Origin of the sequence: Halocatena marina, assembly GCF_023276375.1 — an archaeon.
In the GTDB taxonomy this organism is placed as follows: Archaea; Halobacteriota; Halobacteria; order Halobacteriales; family Haloarculaceae; genus Halocatena; species Halocatena marina.
In genome coordinates this window covers 310801-332136 of the sequence record NZ_JALLPK010000003.1, presented here as the reverse complement: position 1 = coordinate 332136, position 21336 = coordinate 310801, and the positions used below count along the sequence as shown (strand labels likewise).

At 54.2% G+C, this 21336-nt stretch carries 12 protein-coding genes and 2 pseudogenes; 2 read left to right on the top strand and 12 right to left on the bottom strand.

Annotated elements, in window-relative coordinates:
• Window positions 1-683: 683 nt before the first annotated feature.
• The 10 genes and pseudogenes from MW898_RS22375 to MW898_RS22325 all read right to left on the bottom strand — a co-directional run bounded on the left by MW898_RS22375 (window position 684) and on the right by MW898_RS22325 (window position 15902).
• The gene (locus MW898_RS22375; RefSeq protein ID WP_248910477.1) at window positions 684-1442 is read right to left on the bottom strand and encodes an IclR family transcriptional regulator; all 759 of its coding nucleotides are present in this window, start codon (window positions 1440-1442) and stop codon (window positions 684-686) included.
• A gap of 404 nt (window positions 1443-1846) precedes the next feature.
• Window positions 1847-2782, bottom strand: a pseudogene (locus MW898_RS22365) (LLM class flavin-dependent oxidoreductase); the annotation flags it as partial.
• An 812-nt stretch (window positions 2783-3594) separates the two neighbouring features.
• Window positions 3595-6324, bottom strand: a complete 2730-nt coding sequence (locus MW898_RS22360; protein ID WP_248910474.1) for a BNR-4 repeat-containing protein — start codon at window positions 6322-6324, stop codon at window positions 3595-3597.
• A 324-nt stretch (window positions 6325-6648) separates the two neighbouring features.
• Window positions 6649-6810: pseudogene (locus MW898_RS22355) on the bottom strand (L-rhamnonate dehydratase); the annotation flags it as partial.
• A 1050-nt stretch (window positions 6811-7860) separates the two neighbouring features.
• Window positions 7861-9249, bottom strand: a complete 1389-nt coding sequence (locus tag MW898_RS22350; protein ID WP_248910473.1) for a sulfatase family protein — start codon at window positions 9247-9249, stop codon at window positions 7861-7863.
• 180 nt (window positions 9250-9429) lie between these two features.
• Entirely contained in the window at window positions 9430-11799 is a 2370-nt protein-coding gene (locus MW898_RS22345; protein WP_248910472.1) for a family 78 glycoside hydrolase catalytic domain, read from the bottom strand.
• 289 nt (window positions 11800-12088) lie between these two features.
• The gene (locus tag MW898_RS22340; protein WP_248910471.1) at window positions 12089-12640 is read right to left on the bottom strand and encodes a DUF4352 domain-containing protein; all 552 of its coding nucleotides are present in this window, start codon (window positions 12638-12640) and stop codon (window positions 12089-12091) included.
• Window positions 12641-12697: 57 nt separating this feature from the next.
• Entirely contained in the window at window positions 12698-12940 is a 243-nt protein-coding gene (locus MW898_RS22335; RefSeq protein ID WP_248910470.1) for a hypothetical protein, read from the bottom strand.
• A gap of 84 nt (window positions 12941-13024) precedes the next feature.
• Window positions 13025-15493: a dipeptide ABC transporter ATP-binding protein gene (locus MW898_RS22330; protein ID WP_264556842.1), complete on the bottom strand. Its 2469-nt coding sequence runs from the start codon at window positions 15491-15493 to the stop codon at window positions 13025-13027.
• A 160-nt stretch (window positions 15494-15653) separates the two neighbouring features.
• A complete protein-coding gene (locus MW898_RS22325) occupies window positions 15654-15902 on the bottom strand; it encodes a hypothetical protein (RefSeq protein WP_248910468.1) in 249 nt (82 codons plus the stop codon).
• Window positions 15903-16101: 199 nt separating this feature from the next.
• Between MW898_RS22325 and MW898_RS22320 the strand changes: the two genes are divergently transcribed.
• Both MW898_RS22320 and MW898_RS22315 read left to right on the top strand, forming a co-directional pair.
• Complete coding sequence (locus MW898_RS22320; RefSeq protein ID WP_248910467.1) at window positions 16102-16755, top strand: YIP1 family protein; 654 nt, start codon at window positions 16102-16104, stop codon at window positions 16753-16755.
• Between the two features lie 404 nt (window positions 16756-17159).
• Window positions 17160-18626, top strand: a complete 1467-nt coding sequence (locus MW898_RS22315) for an endo-1,4-beta-xylanase (protein WP_248910466.1) — start codon at window positions 17160-17162, stop codon at window positions 18624-18626.
• A gap of 555 nt (window positions 18627-19181) precedes the next feature.
• On the opposite strand, the gene MW898_RS26125 is transcribed toward MW898_RS22315, so the two are convergent.
• Both MW898_RS26125 and MW898_RS22305 read right to left on the bottom strand, forming a co-directional pair.
• A complete protein-coding gene (locus MW898_RS26125) occupies window positions 19182-20306 on the bottom strand; it encodes an ABC transporter permease (RefSeq protein WP_248910465.1) in 1125 nt (374 codons plus the stop codon).
• Window positions 20293-21231 (bottom strand): ABC transporter permease, encoded by a 939-nt coding sequence (locus tag MW898_RS22305; RefSeq protein WP_248910464.1) that lies wholly within the window; start codon window positions 21229-21231, stop codon window positions 20293-20295. Before MW898_RS22305 ends, MW898_RS26125 begins: the two co-directional genes overlap by 14 nt.
• Window positions 21232-21336 lie beyond the last annotated feature (105 nt).

Sequence of the window (21336 nt, the reverse complement as noted above, 5' to 3'; positions counted from 1 at the left end):
TGAACTCCGCTGTGTTTGAGGCCTGTTTTGTATCACCGTTAACACGGCAAGTACATCTAAGTTTGATGGGTCAAAGTATTCGTCCAGTACGAGTGCAGGCCTCATCAGCGCGAATGTATCGTAGCTTTTCCCCGGAAGAACTGTTCGTCTTCGAACTGCGCATCTCGGCCGTTCACGTCATCTGCTGCCGTATAGCTCGCAACATAGTCATATAATCATTAGATAATATGTTTTTTAACCATTCAGTCAATGACGACGTCGAGTTCGACTTCGTCAATACCGGTAGGATGGATAACGGGATCGTTAGAATTGGTAACTGACGTGCCAGCTTTGCCAAACGGGAGCAGGCGTTCCAGAACCTCTTTGTTCTGTTCTTCAGCATAACGTGGTAGTTAAAGCCGCCACGAACGATTTTGCCGACTGGGAAACCGGGGCCAAGCAGACGTGCCTCGGTAAGTGGAATCGAATGTGTTCAGCAGCATCGACAGCTTTCTCAACAACTTGGAGAAATCCAGAGTCAGTCAACTGTTGATAGGTGACTTCCTCCGAGTAATCCGATTAGCGACACAGTCTCTTTGATACGGCGGACGCCCACGCTGGACTGTCACCAGTGGTGGATCAAACAAACTGCATTATAAACTACTGCCAGCACAGAGTGCCTAATTGTTATGTTTAACATTCAGTTAGGAGTACGTAAGGTTTACTTCAATAACGTTTGCACATCTGAGTATTTGGTTGGGTATATCGTCAGTAAAGCGCTCCCCTTGCATCCGAGTCTTCGGGCCAGAGACACTCACGGCGGCGACAGCGTCCCCTTTGTTGTTGACAATTGGGGCTGCAACACACCGCATTCCCTTAACACGCTCTTCGTGATCGTGGGCATATCTCTGCTCTTGAATCTGGTCGAGTGCGTCGAAGAGTTTCGTTCTATCCGTTATCGTGTTTTCAGTCACCTGCGGCAGCCCGTGGCGGTCGAGAATTGCCTCCACTTCCTCCCGTGGTCGAAACGCCATGATGGTCTTTCCGAGCGCCGTGGTCTGGAGGGGGACGCGCATTCCCGCGTGCGTATCGAGTCGGACGGCTTTTTGGCCGCGTGCCCGATACAGAAAGACACCAAGACCATGCTCTTCAATCATAAAGTTCACGTGCTCGCCGGTCTCTGCGGCTAAATCATCTATCTCCGATTGAGCTATACTGAATACTTTCTGACGGGCCCGTGCTTGAATACCTAACTGAAGGAACCGAGCTCCGACGTAATACTGGCTCCCTTTTTTGACGAGGTATTCTTCCTGTTCCAGGGTCTGAAGATGGTCATGGATGGTACTCGTCGGTTTATCCAGTTGCTTTGCTATCTCCGAAACACCTGCACCTTCAAGTTCGCGGAGCGTCTCGATTATTTCTAACGATACCTTTGCAGCCTTGATCTTGACTGGTTCACTCACACTCGCTATGTGTCTCCATCTAATAAAAAATTTCCGAGTATGACGGAAATCCTCCGACTGCCTCGGATGGATACATACCATTCTTGATACAAAGTAGTCCTCCAGACAAATACACCGGTACTCTCCGACACCGCGCCCGATACAAGAAAGCCAGTTCCGGCGTAGAGCACCACCAGACAAACTTACGTATTTTTCACTACAGAATAAGGGCTGCTAGCCAAAAATGTACTTCACTTTGACGACTGAGTGTACGGATATTTGTGACTAATTCCCAACGCCACTAATACCAAAATATCGCTTAAACCAGCTGGCACATAGATTTGCAGAAACCGTATAGTTCGTTAAATAGTGAGGCAACCACTCAGGGACGACAGGGTTGCTTTCTGTAGCCAGTATGGTGAAAATCACCGGAACTCCGGCATGACCTCGTCGGCGAACAGTTCTATGCCGCCGATGTCGGGGTAGTCGACGAACCAGCACTGAAACTTTGTGACGCCGGCTTCTATTCGCCGCTCGATTGACTCTGCGCACTCCTCCGGCGAACCCAGGATGAAGTACTCCCGGGCGTCCTCTGCGGTCCGAATCGGTGTCTGGTCCTGATACTCCTCCTCGAACTGAATGGGCGTCATCAGATCCACCATTCACTCGAATTTCTCCACGTCGCGGGTGCAGATAACGTGGCCGTCCCAGGAGTACTCGACGCCGTCGGGGTCGCGGCCGATGGTGTCACAGTGGTTTTCGATGACGCCGACCTTGTGGTTCAACGTCTCGACGTCGCCGTTGAAGACGTTGGTGTTCCAGATGTTGGCGTGTTTGGCCACAAGCTTAAGCGTCACCTCCTCGCCCTGTCCGCCGACGAGAATCGGCGGGTGTGGATCCTGCACGAGTGTCGGGGCGCAGGGAGCGTCCTTGATCTGATAGTGGTCGCCGTCGAAGCTGGGGCCCTGGCCGGGGGCGGTGTCCCACATCCGTTTCATCAACCGGATCGACTCGTCTAAGCGCATCAGGCACTCGAAGCCGCCGCGGTACTCCCAGCCGTAGGCGTCGTATTCGGGTTCGTGCCAGCCAGCGCCAAGGCCGAGTTCGAGGCGTCCGCCCGAGATTATATCGAGGGGGGCGGCTATCTTCGCCACCAGCGTGGGGTTGCGGTAGTCGTTACAGAAGTCGAGCAAGCCGAGGTTGATGTCGTCGGTCTCGCCGGCGAGCGCCGACAGCAGCGTCCAGCACTCGTACTCTGCGCGGCCGCAGCCTAGCATCAGGTGGTCCGGTGCCCACGCCCCGTCGAAGCCCAGTTTTTCGGCTTTCTCTATGCCCGTCCGCGTCGTCTCCCAGTCGAGGGACACCTCTCAAAACACGTGCGAATCCGTTCCACGTCATGATCGGGGGGAGCTTTCAATTGAGGTTCCTGAAAAGTACGATATTCGCCCCCTGCACGCAAGTGTTCGCGAAAGCGAGTAACAGACAGTACAGCGGGAATGGTGGTTATATTTGCCATCTCGACGTGAGTGTCGTCGAGAGACGAGAATCTCATGAATGAACCAAGAGTCAATTTAGTGTTGTTCGCTAGGTAGAGAGTAACCTCCTCACCAATCTGCTTGACAGAGAAGTTTAGCAGCTTCGTGGAGTTTACTATACTATTAATTATATTTCCTACGCTCATTCGCAGCACTCAGACGTTTCAGCAAAAATAAGTTATATGGGGTATTGAACCCAGTTCAGCTCCCATCTCTGAGCAAATTCCAGATACCGTAACCATCAACTCTATAGTCGTTACGCTGATCTGAAATCCAAGTGTCCTAACTTCCTGCACAAGCTTTCGAACTACTAAGCCCGAGAATACGACCTCATGGCGTCGATGAATCTGGATGCGAAGGGTTGGTTGAACCACCGGGCAACTCGTAGAATCGGGTAGGGATGGCGTGGGGCAAGTTCCTGCACCGAGATACTGCTGTAGATCCCTGAATATTCTTGCATCGTCTGGAGTTTGAAGCGGATAGAGACGCGAATGCGGCGTGGAACAGTAGTTTTCGCGGTCTCGAAGCTGGATGAACGGGACGCTCCAACGAACACCTGTGTTTTCAAAACGCGCTGTGGAATCAGGAAGCCCCATCTTCAAGCATGACCCCTCAGGCGAGCGGTAAGGTGGGCTAGTTCACTCCGTCAGTTGGACGGTCCCCGTACCAGCTAGGTCTAGGTAATTGGCCACGTTGTCACCTCCGTTAAAGTTCGCTACTCCCGGTGCTCCGAACGTGTCCGTGAACAACGTTGCTGTTTTCAGGTCCGTTACGGTAAGGTCATCGAACTCCGCTCGTTCGGTGGAAGACTCCCTGAAACCGATCGTTCCGGATGAGAACGTCGAATCGCTGCGGTGGTCAACTTGAGTACCGTTAATCCACGTCGTGATCGTCGACCCGTTCGCCTCGATTTTGATAGTGTTCGGGGGGCTCCCCATCTCGGAACTGATGTCGAAGTTATCAAGGATCATCCAACTGCCGCCCTGTTTTACGTGGGGCTGAAGGATTGAACCGTTCTCCTTGTACGAATCCCTGTTTACCTGCCACATGTACAGGTTGTCGGTATCTTGGATTCGGAAACAGATCCCTGCATTCCGTTTCACGATATCGAAGTCCGTCTCGAACACGTAATCGTCCCACTGCTCGGTCAATTGAACGAGTCCGGTTCCATCAAGGATGAGCGCAGCACCGTTGCAATACCCGGCATCGAAGTGTGGATTGTCAGTCCGGTCAAACGAGTCCTCGTATACGGTCTCCCCGCGTAGGTCCGTCACCGTCAGGTCGTGATGGTTGGCGTGCTCGTCGAAGACCTGGCGATAGCCGATGGTCCCGCCCGGACCGAACGTCGAGTCCGTCCGTTGGTCGACCTGCGTCCCGTTGATCCAAGTCGTAATTGACGAGTTTTTGGCTTCGATCTTGATCTTGTTTGGCGACGAACCCATCTCATTGCTGATGTCGATCTCGCCCAGAAGCGAGAAACTCCCGCCGGATTTGACGTGGGGCCGGAGGTAGGGACCTCTGCTCTTTTTGGCATTAACCCGCCACATGTAGTAATTCCCCGTGTCCTTGATCCGGAAACAGAATCCTGTCTTCTCATTCACTATCGTGAAGGTGTCCTCGATGACGATACCTGCGTCCGCTGTCGCGCTCACCGTGTTCGAATCGGCGCTTCCTGCGCTGTTGACTGCTGTGACCTTGTACTCGTAGTCAGTGCCCGGGGTCACACTGATATCCGTGTAATCACTGACGAACGACGCTTCGCTGAAGCCGCTTTCGATGGTGTTCCAACTGCTCGTCCCCGCCTCACGTCGGTAAATCGTGTAGCTTTTGGCTCTTCGTGCGTGGTTCCAGTCCAGTTCGATCCCGGCCGCGCCTTCATCCCCGGTCGAAAGAGTGGGAGTGTCTGGTGCGATCGTCGCTTCTAGTTTGTAATCTTTTAGCTTGTAATAGTGTCCCCCCTGACCATTCGGTTGAATAAGTGGGATGGAGAGTACGTTATCCTGTTCCCAGCGTTGTTTGTCGTAGCGACGGCCGCCCCGCCCGACGATAGTCCCCGCGTCGAGGACATAGGTCCGCCAATCGGACCAGCCAGACGACGACGTCGCCACCGCGCCGAACAGCTTCTGATCAACCGATACATAGATGTGGGCGTTATTGTTGTCGTCGAATAGAATAGGATCACGGTTGAAGGTACTCACTGTCCGCTTTTGAAGGAATATTTCTGTATTGTCGATATATTGGCTGTTCCAGGAGCCGTCGGTCGACCGCCAGTAGTGGATGTAGTGTGTGTCCCTGTCGTGAGACGGCGATCGGAATAGCGAACGGTAGGTGAATATGTGTGGCTGATTGTCAGCGTCCAAGGCCATTTGACCAGCGTTAATGATGAACGAGTACGTCGGAACGTCTATCACCTTAGACGGGTCGTTGATATCGATCGGGTCGTTAGCCGAGAGATCACCAATTACGTTGCCATTGTCGTTTTTCCACGTGGTACCGTAATCGTCGCTATACGCGTAGTGGATGTCGTGGTTACTCGCTATTGTGCTGGCCACCTCTCGGTAGACCCATGTCGTGTGCAAACGATCGTTGTCGTCAAAGGTCATACCGTGGAGATACGCGTTTCGAGTATCGTGGCCGCCGTTCCAACCGCTGAACGTCCCAGAGCGATCTATGACCTTACCCTCACGCGTCCAGTCATTACTTCTCGCGTCGTGAGTGTGCAGTAACGTGTCACCGTCTCCGGACCCGTCCATCCGATAGACGAGATAGAGCTTGTCCGTATTATCGTTAAAAAACCGCGGATATGTTATTCTGTCCTCCTTTAAGTTGGAGAACATATCTGTTGTCCCGGAGAACTGGCTCGTCGAAATATTCGACGGCGGATTCGTGATAAATCCCGCATCCGAGTACTGATAGTTTATCGGGTCAGCGTGCACGTCATAGACAAGGTGCAGACGGCCGTCGTTCGGGCTGATACCCAGCGAGATGTTATCGTGGTTGTCATTGTCGGTGAGTGTATAGCTAAAGTTGATCGTTTGAACTGAGTTATTACTCAGATCACGCCTACTGAGGTTGAGTGAGTTGTCGTCGTCCCAGTACGCAGTATATTGGTAGCCGCCGTGTGAAAGGACTTTTTCCTGACCCCACGGCGAACTGTTATGCCCTTCGAACACTGTTGTGTCAATCGAAGCTACCGACTGTTTGTTGAATTGCTCACCGATATCAGCAGCGGTAACTGACGAAGTCATATTTGCTCCGAGCCCTATAGTACCGATTCCAGCTATGAGCCCTGTCTTTAGTAGGTCGCGGCGGTCAATTTTGATCGAGTCGATTTCACTCTCATCTCTGCCCATATCTCTGTCTTCCATGGTAACTATCACCCTATCATAGGGTATGATATAATTATACTAACTCTTATATATAACTTACCATCAATAAAATATAAATGAATAATATTATATTTTGAATTATGATCTGTTCGGAGTAGTAGCTCTCAATTATTGGTATATTGATAGTCGAGTGTCTCTAATCGGTGTCTTAGCAGGATCTCCGCTTTAGTGGTTCCAAAGTGAGTTCTTTGAGAGAGTACCTAATCACTTCTGGCATCCTTTATAGCTATCCCCAATTTTAACTGAATGGAGTTGACGTCGCCTAGTACAAAGTCACAAGTGTCCAGCTTCCCAGAGAGATTAATCTGCCTCCCCACCGATCCATTTGCGGCGGGCCTGCGGGTTGTTGCCCTCCGCGTTGTTGTACTCCTCGTACTGGCTCATCACCGTGACGAGCGGGAACTCGACGAACTCGCCTCAGGATTCCGTACTGACCTTGGTCGCAGATATATTTGTTATTTCCATAGGTATTCGAAAATTATTCTCATCTACATGGTCAATCAGTGAATAGTAACTTATATCTTTATAACTATGCTACTTGCGTAAGAACTCAAATCCTCAAAACTCTTCTTGGAGGTGAAACCGGCTTACTGGTTTCTGAATTGAGGAATACTGGATACCTCTCCATAAGCGTGCATGGGATGTCAAAAATGGAGCTGATATCGATAGCACCAGTTTCCGGTAGCCGGCGTGACTGCTAAAAAGTCTGCTACTTAGATCTACTGTGTTTCTATCGTTTTATCCCGAACTACAAGCCGTATCTGCCCTTCACTCGTTTCGCTAAGGGATGCCGACAACAACAATTTGATTACCTTTCGAACTTTTCCGGGAACAGCGTGGAGGTGACGTTCCTTAGTAGTGATATCGCCAACGTAGAAATCATTACTATATATACCGGTAGCTCGGAAGTTCTAACGGGAATTCTCCCGACTATTCTTGCGGTGGAAAGTCTCCGCAATCGTAGATCAGTTCTTCAACCACCTTCTGGACAACATTAAACTCTGTTACATTATCACCGATAGTGGCGACGCGAGCAGAATATTCATAGCGCATATTCTATGGAATGGAACTCACTCGTAGTCTCCTTGTAGCTGAAGACACCAACATTGTTCACACAGACTCGCTGAGTGAATTCTTCAATCCCCAGCTGGACGCTCCGTTATTATCGGAAATATTTCAGGAGTCGTAATTCCCTGGTTGAGAAATCAAATCGGTCTTTAGACGGTCTATCGGACGATCTAGTACCAAATAACAGGTGTACAGATGTTATTTTGATCGATCCGGCATAGCCGGATAGATTCATATTCAATTACATTCTTTACAAATATATAGTCTGAATACTAGAGCGGCATACCCTGCGGTGCTCTCACGATATCACATCAGACAGCAACAAGACTTCTTCGTGTTGAATTCCGTTGTTGACCTGGACTTTCCCCAAAATAATCATAGCGCCGTAGTCCGCTAAGGTGAGTAGATCTGCGATTAGAGGTCATCTGATAAGTATTGGCAAACGCTCTATTCGACTAGTTGCGGGTTCTCTGGGTGCCTTGACCGTTCGCGCTGATTCCACGCCTCGATCAATCCTAGCTCAGCGAGCAATTCCTCCCCGGATAGATCCGGATCCCCCGTGTGTTCGACCCATCGGTCGACTTCCGCGTCCAGTTGAGTGACTAGGTCCGCACTCGTTTCGGTGTCGACGAGGTTTTCCTGCTGATAGGGGTCGGACTCGTTGTCGTAGAGCAGCCAGGGTGACCCGTCTGCTCGCCGCGCGTAGGTGTACTGCTCCGTGCGGACACCGCGCCACGCCGGGAGATCATTGACAACCGAAATATCGACTGTTTTGGGGAGGCCGATGAACGCCGAAGACGGTCCCTCCTGATTGTCCCCTTGAAGCGCGGATGCGAGGTCCACTCCCCGTGCGTCCGGTAATTCGCCGACGCCAGCGAGCGAACAGAGAGTCGGAGCGACGTCGACCGTGCTCACGATCTGTTCCGGAGTCGACCCCGCCGGTACCTTCTCCGGGTATCGACAGAAGAAGGGGACGTGAATCGACTCCTCGTAGGGCTGGCTTTTCCCGTGGTAGCCTTGCGACCAGATCATGTCGCCGTGGTCGCTCGTGTAGAGTACGACAGTGTCGTCGGCTTCGTCCGCCTCGTCCAGCCAGTCGAGCAAGCGACCGACCTGCTCGTCGACGGCCGTCACGTTGGCATAATAGTTCGCCAGATCCTCGGCCAGGTCACCGCCATCCTGGGGTGCCCCGGTCGCGTCGGTATCGACGTTGGGGCGGAGGTCGATCTCGGCGGGATCGTACTGATCGCGATAACGCTGTGGTACGTCCTCGTACGGAGCGTGAGGTGGATGCGGTGATACGACGAGACAGAACGGGTCTTCGTCGGTCCGCTGCTCGTCGAGAAACTCGAGAGCCATGTCGGTCAACGCGATCGGTTCGTAGTCGTTGAAGTGCTCTTTCTCCGAGGTGTCTCGGTAGTAGTGACCGCCGAAGAAGTCTACATGGCAGTTGTAGACTGCCCAGTGGTCGAACCCGTGGCGACGCGGCCCCGGCGGCGTGAACTTGTCCCGTGGGATGCCGTCGAGGTGCCACTTCCCGACGTAGGCTGTGTTGTACCCCGCGTCCTGGAAGGTCTCGCCGATCGTCTCGACGTCAGATCGCATCGAGAGGTCGTTCGCGACAGCGCCGTGGTCGTGGGGATACTGGCCGGTGAGAAAGCACCCACGGTTGGGCGTACAGACGGGGACGTTCGCATAGGCGTTGGGACAGTGGGCGCCCTCTTCGGCGAGCCGTTCGAGCGTCGGCGTATGAACGTCAGTGTTGCCCGCAGGGGCTGTCGCCATCCCGCGATGCTGATCAGGTAAGACGACTAGGACGTTCGGCTGGTCAGCCATACCCGTCTTAATTTTCAGAATTTACTTATATTTTGTGGTCATCCTAGGCATACGCTCGGCGCTCCATTACAGACATGGCCGGACCGCCGGTGCATCGCCCCCTTTGATTCCGATGTCGACCGCGCGGCCCCGGACAGCTCGGTTCCCCGCGTTATCGAGTGTCTTGACGCGAGCGCCCGGTCACGCTACTGTGACGGCCGGAGGTGCGTCGATCCGTACTTTCCCGTCAGTTCTCGAAACGTGGATCGGACCCTCGGGCGTCGGAATCGTGACCTCGTATTCGAATTCGGTCTCCTTGGGATCGAAAGCGACGGTGCCACAGCCCGGTTCGATGATCTCGAACCCGGTGAGATTGCGGACGAGGAACTCCGCGGGATGTGCCGACCACGCGTGGGAGTGCGAGCGTGGGATACCGAAGAACTCGCCGTCTCGCCAGCTTCCGTTTTCAGTCCACTCCTCAAGCGTCGAGGTGTACCCGCGCTCAACCATTCGCTCGCCCCACCGTTCGCGGAGGACGTCGAGCGCGAGATCGAACCGCCCCGTGTCGTCGAGCGCCTGGAGTACCACGGTCGTGAAGAAGGGTTGAGCCTCGACGTAATCCACCGATTCAGATTCATAGAGCGCGTCGATAATCTCGGCCTCGGTGTCCCCGTCGACGAGTCCGAAGTGGATCGCCGCCACGTTGCAGTGTTCGCTCACGTGGTCGACCTGCTGACCGTCAAGGTTGGCGTCCACGAGACACCCGCGGTCCGCGTCGTACAGTCGTTTTTCGAACCCCTCGGCGATCCCCGCTCTGAGTTCCGTCGCGAGTTCCGCGGTGTGGTCGTCGCCTTTGAGCCTCGCCATTTCGCGGACGGCTTTCAGCGCGCCGTAGAAAAGGGCGTTCAGCGGACCGAACTCGCCACGACGGTCCAGGTCCGCCCAGTCCATGATGGGCCAGAACGGGACGTCTGCGAGCAGTCCGGAGTCGTCCACGTATCGGACGAACACTTGAACGACACTCTGGACCTGCGGGTAGAAGTTGTGAATCCAGTGGTCCTCGCCGGTGTAGCGATAGTGCTCCCACAGCGCGATGACCCACCACAGCGAGTAGTCGGGAAGCGCCCCCTCCCAGTTGTGGCTCGCTGTGTCAGTGACGTTTGCGAGGAGTCCCGTGACCTGTTGGTTCGCACCGGACTGGCGGAGGAACTTCGCCGGGAGTGCGGTGTCACCGAAACACGAATAGATTCCACCGAGGGTGACCGCGGAGGCGTCGCCGAGCCACTGTCGCTGTTCACGCCACGGAGTGTCCATGATACTCTCGTTCGAGCAGAGCCGGAGCGTCTCTCTCGATATCTCGAAGACGTCGTTCAGTGTCTCGTCGTCGGATTCGAATCCACCGAGTTCCTCGAACGGATATCGCGTCACCTCGGCGGTAAGGCTGACGTCCGTCGGCTCGAAGCAGTCCGAGAATCGGAGCTTCACGTAGCGAAACCCCTTCCAGCTGAACGTACGGAACCGTTCTCCGTCTTCGTCACCGCGCATGACGTACTGGTCTGCAAACGACCCTGCGACGGCGTTGTTGAACTCACCGTCGACCAGTCGCTCTGCGTAGCCGATATCGATCGTTCCGCCGGACGGTCCGTCAAGTTCGAGTTCGATCCGCGCCGTGACGACACGCCCGAAGTCGAGGACGATACAGGGGTCGTACACACCGTTGAAGGTATGGTCCCCCAGATGATCGGTGCTGTTTTGCACCGTCGCTGTTCTTCCCTCACGTAGTGCCTCGACGTCGCTGATTGTCGTGTGCGTAACCGAACTCCCTGATTGAGAGAGCGTGATAGAGCGGTCCTCCGGCCGCTGTCTGTTCGTTAGGTGGAGGCACTCGGACACGTCCTCTATCTGCTCTGGCGTCCGTCGACTCCTTTTCATCTCCGGGATATCTCGTTTGACGAGATGGGTCCACGGGGGAACTGCCGGTGCTGGTCGGGGACCGTTGTCGTCCCAGTGCGTCCCACCGACTGCTACGGCAGAACACCAGTCCCCGTCGTCGAATCCGACTTCAGTCCACCCGTCGGGCGCCTGTCTTGCGTCGTAGTGTTCCTGATGCGTGGTCTCTAGGTTGAACGACGTCTCGAACGTATCCCGCTCCCAAGCATCGGCCTCGGTGATCCGCCAGCTCTCGTCCGTGACCAGACGCTCGTCGCCGCCGTTGGCCAGCTCTGCAAGGAATCCTCCCCGCGTATCCTCCATCGTCCCGCTGTAGTTAATCACCGCTGCGACACAGTTCCGCCCCGAGTCGAGGAACTCGTCGAGATCGTAGGTGTCGTAGTACTTGTAGAACGGCTGAGATTGCATCGGACCCTCGCCGACGCGCTCGCCGTTTACGAACAGTTTGTACCTAGTATCGGCAGTGACGTAGAGAGTCAAATCAGACAGTTCATCCAGCTCGAATTCGGTACGGACGTAGTAGTACGCATTGTTCGGTCGTGGGTCATCGCCCGTCCAGATCCAGTGTGCGTTCCAGTCTCGGTTCGTCGGGATATCGGCGGCCACTGTATCGAGTCGCATCCTGATGAGAGATTGCGTAGGATACTTTAAAATGTTATGTGGGAGGCCAGATAGCATTCATATCGATTGCTTGAGGTCATGACGATTCACGAACCCATCAGAGCGCGTAGCGTCACCATGAGCCCTCTGAAAACATGTGCGGATCCGCTCCATATCGTGATCGAAGGGCACCCACTGACCTAGGTGAGAAACAGCAATCGTGTTGTCGCTTCCGAACGTCTCACGACCTGCTGTTTTTCGGGGGTTCTAATTCACGTTCACTTCTGACTCGATCCCGAGCAAAATCGAGTTACTCGAACGGGAACGATAACGAGCGGTCCTCAACGTATTCGTAAGTGACGTCAAGTTCGGGATCGCTGCCCCCAGGCCTTGCGACAATACGCGCCTCCGTTACGTTCTTCGGAATCGAATAGCCGAGCCACCCCGATATTGTATCCGCAGGCTGAAGTTGAATGCCGTTGACGCCAAATGTTCGGGCAGCAGATTCAATGAACTGATGTTCGTGACTCTGAGCATTTACAATTATTTCTATAGTATCAGGAACAAACCGGTGACTCTGGGAGCCCGTATTTTCCACGCCGAGGGCGAGTATGAGGTTCTCCTCTCCTTCAGGGGCTTGGTGTATTTTCCCGTCGTTCGTGGTGATGTCGAACGCATCGACCGACTGCCCGTGCCACCGCACCCGAAATGTTGTGACCGGGTCATCCGGTCTCCAGTCTTCGGCAACTAACGTTGGCGTGTCTATCTGCGACGCAGTGGGCTCTGTTCGGTGGTCTCTGATACAACCCCCAAGTATGAGTCCAGAAGTGGTGAGACTCGTCAAATACGATCTTCGACGCATGTTTTTCCAGTCTGATTGTTGTAGTGAAATTTGTCGGGTACTGAGACGAGCTGCCGCTTAATATCTCTCGCTAATATAACTGTAGATCAGGAATCCGACTACGCCGACAACAGTCCAGTTGATTCCGGTGAGAGCAAGCAGGCCCGCCAGCGTTCCAGAAGCGACCCACGAGATGGCTGTAACCGAGAGAATCGTCAACAGGATTCCCGCACAGATGAGTGAAAGCAGGAACGACCCCCTGATAACTCTGAAAATTAATCTTGCAGTCGATTCCCCACGACGACGATGAACGTTTATCATTGTCGAATCAGGCTCCGTGTTGCGATTCGTCGCTCTGTCTGCTGAAACCAGTGGTTCGCGTGGCACGGTGAATGACAGGGTCCGTCATTCGCTACTCACCTCTGTAGTCGGCGGCACGTCAACCACTGGGGCGTCCTGGAGGTGACATGCAGCGCGGTGTGTTTCGTTATCGAGCGTCGGTTCGTCCCGTTCACAGACGCTCTCGTACTGTTCTCTGAGCTGTCCGGTCGCCAGTTCCCAATCGTCGTTGGCGAGATGTTCGAACGCGGTATCTATCTGTTCCCGGTGGCGGTCTGGCAGGTCGACGTCAATGGTCCGGTTTCGTAACGCCTCGACGAACTCCGTCGTTGCCGCGCTACGACGATCTGATTCGTCTGGTTGGATACCAAGATCGTCCCATACTGATTCAGTTTCGAGTGTCCGGTCCTCGATGGCGAGACGAACGTCCATGATTTCGGCGTAGGTGTCCTGATCTATGTCGATGTCTTCGGGCGGGATTACTTCGGGACACCGCGTGTAGAAGTTACACCCGCTCGGGGGGTTCTCGGCGTCGGGGATGTCAATTGTGCGGATAGGGATCTCTTCGCCTTCCTCCAAGGTTTTCTTGGCTTCTTCTGGGTCCAATGTCGGCGTTCCTTCCGTAAGTGCCTTCGTGTAGGGGTGTTTCGGATTCTTGAGAACGGAGTCGACAGGGCCGATCTCAACGAGATTCCCGAGATACATGATGCCGATGCGGCCATCGGCCTTTTTTGTCAGGTACCGCGCGTTCGCGAAGGTGTGTGAAATGAATAGATAGGACGTATTAAACTGCTCCTGGAGATCCAGCATCAGGTCCATCATTTCGACTCGAAGCGAGACGTCCAGTGCCGAGACGGCCTCGTCGGCGAGAACGAGATTAGGTTGCATGAGGATCGCTCGGCCGAGAGCAACGCGTTGTTGCTCTCCACCAGAGAGTTGGTGTGGGAATCTCGAGGCGTAGTCCTCGGGTGGCTGGATTCCCATCTTCTTGAGTAGTTGATGGATGATGGACTTACGTTTCACTGGCCCGATATCGGGACGATATTTTTTCAGCGGACGTGCGAGATTGGAGAGGATCGTATAGTTGGGATTGAGTGATTCTCCCGGATCTTGATGGACGATCTGGAGGGCACGTCGGATCTCTTCGTGTGGGATATCTATCTTTCCGGTGCCGTCTTTCGCGACCCAGACATCCTGGTCGTTGTAATAGACGTTACCACCAGTGGGTCTTTGGAGACCGATCGCCGTTTTCCCCAGCGTGGTCTTCCCACAACCCGACTCACCGACGAGTGCGACCACGTCATTCTCGTAGATATCGAGGTCAACACCGTCGACCGCGTATACGGTCGTCGTGTCCCTCCGGAGGAGCGCGTCAATGAAGCCTTTGTCTTCGAAGTGGACCTCGACGTCTTCAAGAGAAACGATAGGGTCGGCGTCACCGTATTGATCGATCGGGTCGAGCTGGACGTCGTCTGTACTTTCGTCTCCATCGACATCCACAGTATAGGAAACCCGTTCTCGTGAGGCGTCTGTGTAGAAACACCCAACCAGATGATCATCTGTCTCTGAGAATAGTTCTGGATCGTTTTCGCGGCATTTATCCTCAGCAAGTGGGCAGCGGGGGTGGTATGAACATCCTTCGGGGACGTTCATCGGGTCCGGGCTCACGCCGGAAATAGGGTCCATCTCGTCGATCGAAGTCTCGAGATTTGGAACAGACCGAAGCAGTGCTCGCGTGTACGGGTGTGCAGCATCAGTGATGATCTCCTCAGCAGGCCCGATCTCTAAGAGTTCGAAAGCATACATCACTGCGAGACGGTCCGCGAGTCCCGCTATTAATGGCAAGTCGTGCGTAATAAACAGAACGGTCAGGTCGTACGTCTCCTGAAGTTCCGCGAGCAGTTGGATGATCGACCGCTGCATCAACAGGTCGAGCGCCGCTGTCGGCTCGTCCATCACGAGCACTTCGGGATCAAGGAGCAGGCTCAGCGCGATGAGGGCCCGCTGGCTCATTCCGCCTGAGAGTTCGTGTGGATAGGAGTCCAGAACCCGCTCCGCGTCGAGGTGGAGATCTTCGAGGAGTTGATGTGCCCGGTCCATTTGTCGGGACATCTCCATGTCGTGTGCCTCGATTGTCTCCTCGAAATGCCCTCGAATGCTCATTGTGGGATTGAACGAAGACATCGCCCCCTGGAAGACCATCGCGACCTCTTCCCAGCGGAAACGGTTGAGTTCGTTCGTCGACTGTTCGAGGACGTTGACCGGTTCCCTGCCATCAGGCGGATAGTAGGTAATATCTCCTTTTGTCTTCCCGGGTTCCGGCACCGCATCCAGCAGCGCTGAGGCAAGCATCGACTTCCCTGATCCGGACTCTCCGACGACACCGACGATCTCTTCTTTGTTAATGGAAATATCGACGTCATTGAGTACACGACTGACGCCATCGGACATATCGTACTCCACGGACGCATTTTCCACTTCAATGATGGTATCCGTAGTTTCTGAGCCTCTGGTGGCTCTCTGCTGGTCTATCATAGCCAATCACCGACATCAGAACCGACAGTGAGGACGCACGTACCCGTTTTCAGTCCCATGCTAATCCACCACTCACCCTTGAGACTAATAAAACTTTGTTGTTTCGTCTATATCTACAGTATTACTGGTAACCATGGTCGGGCTTCAAGCGACTCCGCACTCAGTTGTCGCTGGATACTACTTCGTCAGTCCGTTTTTTTCGCCACTGTTTGCAAGCCCAGATAGCGGATCCATTGACAGCGGTGAGAACAATCGAAAGTCCCAGATTCAGCACCACGATCGCATACGTTGCGGTACCTGGTTCGACGAACGGAAACCACAAAAGCATCAGAACCGCCGCAGCAGAAGTAGCGCTAAAGACGATCCGGAGTTTTCGTATTTCCGAACAGAGGTGAGAGAGGAATCCCATACGGGATCACAGTGGTGAATCCTAATTAGTTCTTTCGAGAGTTGAAGGTCGCGGCTCCCACTGAACCCACCTTCGGACCGGTATTACACTCACCGACGACGAACGGAGTGATACCTTGGACCGCAAACCGACTGGTGAGCCAGATCCTGTCGCACGACCTCCGTAACAATTATAGTCGTCCTCTCTAATACAGTTTTTCATGCGTACGATAAACTTGTTCGCGAATCCCAATGAGTTCTTCGAAGAGCGAATAAAATATCCAACCATGACTGCCCAGTCTGCAATCATTCTCGTGACAGCACTGGCCTTTGGTGGTCAGATGATCGGTGTCTATTTTACTACTCTTGGCATGGAAGTTAATCACTACGAGAGCCTCATCATCGTGTTATCTATTGTACAGATGATAGTGCCACTCGTACTCTGGCCCGCGTTCACGCTCATTTTCTGGGGAATCGGAAAAGCTGTGAACGCCCAGCTCCGGTTCAAACTGTTACTTCGCTTGACTGGCTGGGGATTCCTTCCGATGATCGGTGCTGGGATGAGCTTGGCTCTCGGTCGATACGTGCCGCTTCGGGCTGCAAATCCGTGCAACGCTGCTTTAGTCTGTGACCCGGCCTATACTGGGACGCTCACTCTTCTGGTGGAAGACCTCTTTTTGTACATTGGCTCGGCAACTTCGTCGGTCGTGTTTCAGGCGGCGTTCGTTGTCGCAGTCCTGTTTATCCTCCTGTCTGCTTACCTCTGGTACAACGCCGTGTACGAAGCGAGCACACTAACGCGACAGGGCGCGTTCCTTGCAGTCGCCCCCCCAGTATTGGTCTGCCTTGTGGTGTACACCTACGTGACGTTCTGAACTGGGCCAAATCTGATTCTCCTGGTATTGCCTGACAGCGACTGTCGGAAATGACAGGGCTGCCGAAGCACGAGCGGGTGCCGGACATAGTTCTACTGTGCCGGTTCGTCCCGGAATCGCTACAGCGGACCTGCTTCAACGGACTCGCTGGCGTGATGGCAACTCTCGTTTCACCACGTTTCGAAGATCAGCTAACGGGGTGTCCGGAGATCTCCAACTCCGCCGGTGACATACAGCAAACCCAGTGACGAACAAACATGCTTTAGACGCTGTCCTCTGGGCATGTCCCTAGCAAGTATGATGGAGATCCTACAATATATTTTTATATTGTTTCTCCGAACAGAATATCCGCGATGCGTGAAAGCAACAGCGATTCGGAGGAGTCACCTCGTTGTGAAAAAAACATGTCGAATAGACTGGGCCGTAGACCGTTCCTGTCAATACTGGGGCTCACCGGGGCAGGGGCCTTCGGTGGCACGGCCATGGGGCAGTCGACCGACGAGTCGAGTGCCAGATCCCAAGACCTCGGTGAACTCAAAACCACTGATGTGTCGGAGAGGGACCTCAAGGTACAGTATGATGGTCGCGAACCAAACGCAGACTGGCGCGAAGAAGCCAAAGAACGGATTGAGGAAGTGCGTAAGGCACTGCTCACCGTGGAGGTAGTCGACACTAACGGCGACACGATCGAGGGAGTGGACGTCGATGTCGCGATGCAGGACCACGAGTTCGATTTCGGATCGAAGGTCGACTTTTCCACTATTCTCGACATTAACCGCCCCGATGGGAGGACCGATGCCGATATTCGGAATTATCGGCAGTACACACAGGATATGTTCAATAAAGGGACAATTCCCGCGTTCGTTCCGTGGGTCTTGACGTGGGGTGAGGAAGTCGGTGGGCCGGGTACTGTCGCAAGGTTAACTGCTAACTGGCTTCACGATCACGGTCTGAAAGCAAAAGCGCACACGCTCCTCTGGTTCTGGGGGGATCGTGCCGGCCCGGAAGAGGTACTCGCTATCGAAGACAAAGAGGAACTGCAGCAGGAATTTACTGACCACGTTCGAACTGAAACTAGTACGTTCAAAGACAATATCGACACCTGGGACGTGATCAACCACCCGATCAAGTTGAACAGCGTCTGGCGGAATCAATTGAATTCAGACCCTGCCGCATGGAAAGAGTTCCTTGATGCAGCTCGCGAAGGCGACCCTGACGGCGAGATGCTGATCAACGAAGCCGCGTTTCGCAACGATGCTCAGACTGCGGAGATCCGTGGAAAATACCACGACATGGTGAGGTATCTGAAAGACAACGATGCCGATCTCGATGGGATCGGGTTCATGGGTCACTTCGATCCCAAGTCGATAGTACCACCCGAGGAGGCGCTCGATCGATTAGACGAATTTGCCCGGTACGGATTCGACATTCGATTCACAGAGTACGATTTCACAGATGAGAACCTCGATAAACAACTTCCCAAGGAGCAATTCGAGCGTCTCCAGGCAGACTACACGCGGGACTTGCTCATCGCCTGCTTCAGCCATCCCGCAGTCACAGGCTTCAGTAACTGGGGCTTGTGGCAGCCGCTACACTGGCGTGACCGCGCTGCCTTCTACAGAGAGGACTGGAGTGCACGCCCACACACCGAGGAATGGCAGCGATTGGTCAACGATGAGTGGTGGACTGACGACAGCGGGAAAACAGATAGCTCAGGAACGTACACGACTGAAGGCTTTAAAGGCGAATACGAGATCACCGCGAGCTACGACGGAACATCCTCTACGACCAACGCTACGATCATCGACGATACGTCCTGGGATGGCTCCGTGACAGTCGAGCTGGACGTTGACGGAGAGGGTGAATCGTAGTACTGCCTCGCTGGAGGGAGCCGCCCTCAGTGGTCAAGGCGCATAGTTCCAAAGAGTAGGACGATAGGTTTCCCGAAGGGTAACGTGGATTCCCGACATTTAGTCATCAGCAATTGGCTAGTGAGTTCCAGCGTTCAACGTCGCCCCCATTCACACGCAAATCTACTGGCGCATCTCCGCCCTCGGCCTTGGGTGGGAAACTGAGTCTGTGGTGTGACTTTCGAGCGTCACGCGTGTCGACGCTCACTGTGGGATACTGATCCGTATTCTCCTCGTCTCGGTACATCTAACGACAGAATGATTCGCTCTGGTATTTGTTCGCGTGTCTGGATACGCAGTCCGTCGAGAACTCTGATTTCGCATTGTGACGTCGGTGGATCCATTTCAAATCGGACGGAAATCAGCCATGTGGTACACAACGACGGGCCACGTTACCAGTCGAACAGATCGCTATCCGACATGGCACAAATTTCGACTACTAATCGAATGGTGAGATAGAACGACTCATTATGCCCGTGAAACGGAAAATGACCGGAAGACCGGCGTAACGTCAGACTATTCGACAGGTTCGTCGAGGTCCTCGTCGCCGCCAATGGTCTTTGCGTGGCGGGCTCGGAGCCGGGGATTGAATAGTTGGTCCATCCCCTGCGCGAGCATTACGAGCGCGAACGACAGCCCAGCGAGAACAACCATGGGTGCGAGGATCCAGTAGAACAGTGTCGGATCCTGTATCGCGCCCCCATTCCAAGCATTGTCCATCATCTTTCCCCAGTTGGGTGCATCCCCTGGCAGGAAGCCGAGGAAGTAGAGACCGACAGCCTCCGTGATGACACCTTTCCCGGCACCCGCTGCGTTGATCATGATGAACGGCATCAGTTGCGGGATAATATCTCTGCCCAAGATGTCGCCTTTCGACATCCCCATCGCGCGCGCTGCTTCGACATATGACTCCTCACGAATGGTCAGGACCTGCGAGCGCAGCGAGCGTGCTAGCCCGGGCCAGTTATCGATCGCGAGGAGCATCCCCAGAATGAACATATTATCCGGCTCGATGATCGCCGTGAGCAGGATGATAAGAGGGAGGCCGGGGATCGTGAGGACGATGTCCGTCAGTCCCATGAGTACGTCGTCGACAGTCCCACGGAAATATCCCGCAGCACACCCGATGATCACGGCAAAGGCGATCGACACAACTGCCCCGGCGAACACGAGCTGTGCCATATCGGGTGCGGCGTTGACGATACGGGCGAGGAGCGGTCTGCCGACTCCGTCGGTGCCGAGAGGATACTTCCAGACTTCGATGCCGTTGAAAGTGGACCCGCCAACGGAAAAACGGAGAATAGACTGCGTGTACTCTGGATTAAACGGGCGAACGAGAGCAGGCGCGTCGTTTCGATAGACCTTCGGGTACATCGGTGCCCACACTGTCGCCATGAACACGAAGAAAGTCAGGATCGCAAAGCCCAGACGCGCCCGCCAGTCATCCCACATGATCCGCAAGGGAACGAGAACATACGCATCGATCAGCCGGTAGTAGCGCTCACTGCGTGTCAACTCCGACCCTCCGGAGTCTTCTTCGTCAACTGTACCGACGCCGAACATCTCCTCGATACCACTCCGATGCGACATCTCGTCGGGATTCGACTCTACGAGCTGTATCCCGAAATCAGTAAGCTTCACTGTCACCACCTCCTGCGCGTGGGTCGATGAGTCCGTAGGTAAACTCCGCGATGACTATCCCTGCAAGCGTGATCGACGTGTAGAAGATGAACGCCCCCATGAGCAGCGGATAGTCGCGCGTTTCTAGCGCTGCGAACGTATACCATCCGACAGCTGGATAGCTGAAGATACGCTCGGTGATGATACCCGAACCGAAAATACCCGCAATACCGATCATGAATCCCGTGTACAGCGGGAGGATAGCGTTTCGGGCGAGATAGCGACTTGCGATTCGGCTCTGGCTGAGTCCCCGGAGCCGCGCGACGCGGATGTAGTCTGACTCCATGATACGGACAGCGTTTCCACGCATCCCGAGCCCGCTAATCCCCAAGACGAAGCCCGTGAGAATCGGGAGCGCCGCAGACCACCCCGCACTCACCATGAACGGAACGTTGACCCCTGGTGTGACATCGGGTTCGTTGATCAGCCAACCGATTCGCAGAGGTCCGAAGTCCCAACCAAGATAGAACAACTTCAGTGATTCGTGATATCTCCCGCCCTGAGGGAAAAAACCGTGCTGGTACGCAAGGACCGATAGCGCGATGATGGCGGCCACATAGTAGGGGATCGAGTTGCCGATCATTGCGAAAATAGTCCCTGCCTTGTCGAACAGTTTCCCTTCCTTGTAGGCGAGCATCGCGCCCCAGAAGACGTTGAACGTCCAGCCCAGTGCCAGCCCGTACAGACTGATGAAGATCGACCACGGCATGGCCTTGAACAGGATACTGAAGACTCCTTCCTGATATTGAGTGGAGTCACCGAAGTCCTGGTGGAGCAGTATCTTTTCCAGGTAGTCAATGTACGCTACCGGTACTGGTTTGTTGGGGTCAATGTTGACCTGTTGTTCGACACTCCGCCGGATTTGGCCCATATCGCATTCCGCCATGCTGCCCTGGCTCTCTATACACTGGAGGACTCGCTCTTGCATCAGCGACTGTATCGGACCACCTGGCATCATGCGATACATCACGAATGAAATCGTGATCACCAG

Bases quoted from the DNA above. Each gene is read 5' to 3' on its own strand.
- MW898_RS22345 (WP_248910472.1), bottom strand. From the start codon at position 11,799: ATGCGACTCGATACAGTGGCCGCCGATATCCCGACGAACCGAGACTGG.
- MW898_RS22335 (WP_248910470.1), bottom strand. From the start codon at position 12,940: ATGATAAACGTTCATCGTCGTCGTGGGGAATCGACTGCAAGATTAATT.
- MW898_RS22305 (WP_248910464.1), bottom strand. From the start codon at position 21,231: ATGGCGGAATGCGATATGGGCCAAATCCGGCGGAGTGTCGAACAACAG.
- MW898_RS22340 (WP_248910471.1), bottom strand. From the start codon at position 12,640: ATGCGTCGAAGATCGTATTTGACGAGTCTCACCACTTCTGGACTCATA.
- MW898_RS22350 (WP_248910473.1), bottom strand. From the start codon at position 9,249: ATGGCTGACCAGCCGAACGTCCTAGTCGTCTTACCTGATCAGCATCGC.
- MW898_RS22325 (WP_248910468.1), bottom strand. From the start codon at position 15,902: ATGGGATTCCTCTCTCACCTCTGTTCGGAAATACGAAAACTCCGGATC.
- MW898_RS22360 (WP_248910474.1), bottom strand. From the start codon at position 6,324: ATGGAAGACAGAGATATGGGCAGAGATGAGAGTGAAATCGACTCGATC.
- MW898_RS22330 (WP_264556842.1), bottom strand. From the start codon at position 15,493: ATGATAGACCAGCAGAGAGCCACCAGAGGCTCAGAAACTACGGATACC.
- MW898_RS22315 (WP_248910466.1), top strand. From the start codon at position 17,160: ATGTCGAATAGACTGGGCCGTAGACCGTTCCTGTCAATACTGGGGCTC.
- MW898_RS22320 (WP_248910467.1), top strand. From the start codon at position 16,102: ATGCGTACGATAAACTTGTTCGCGAATCCCAATGAGTTCTTCGAAGAG.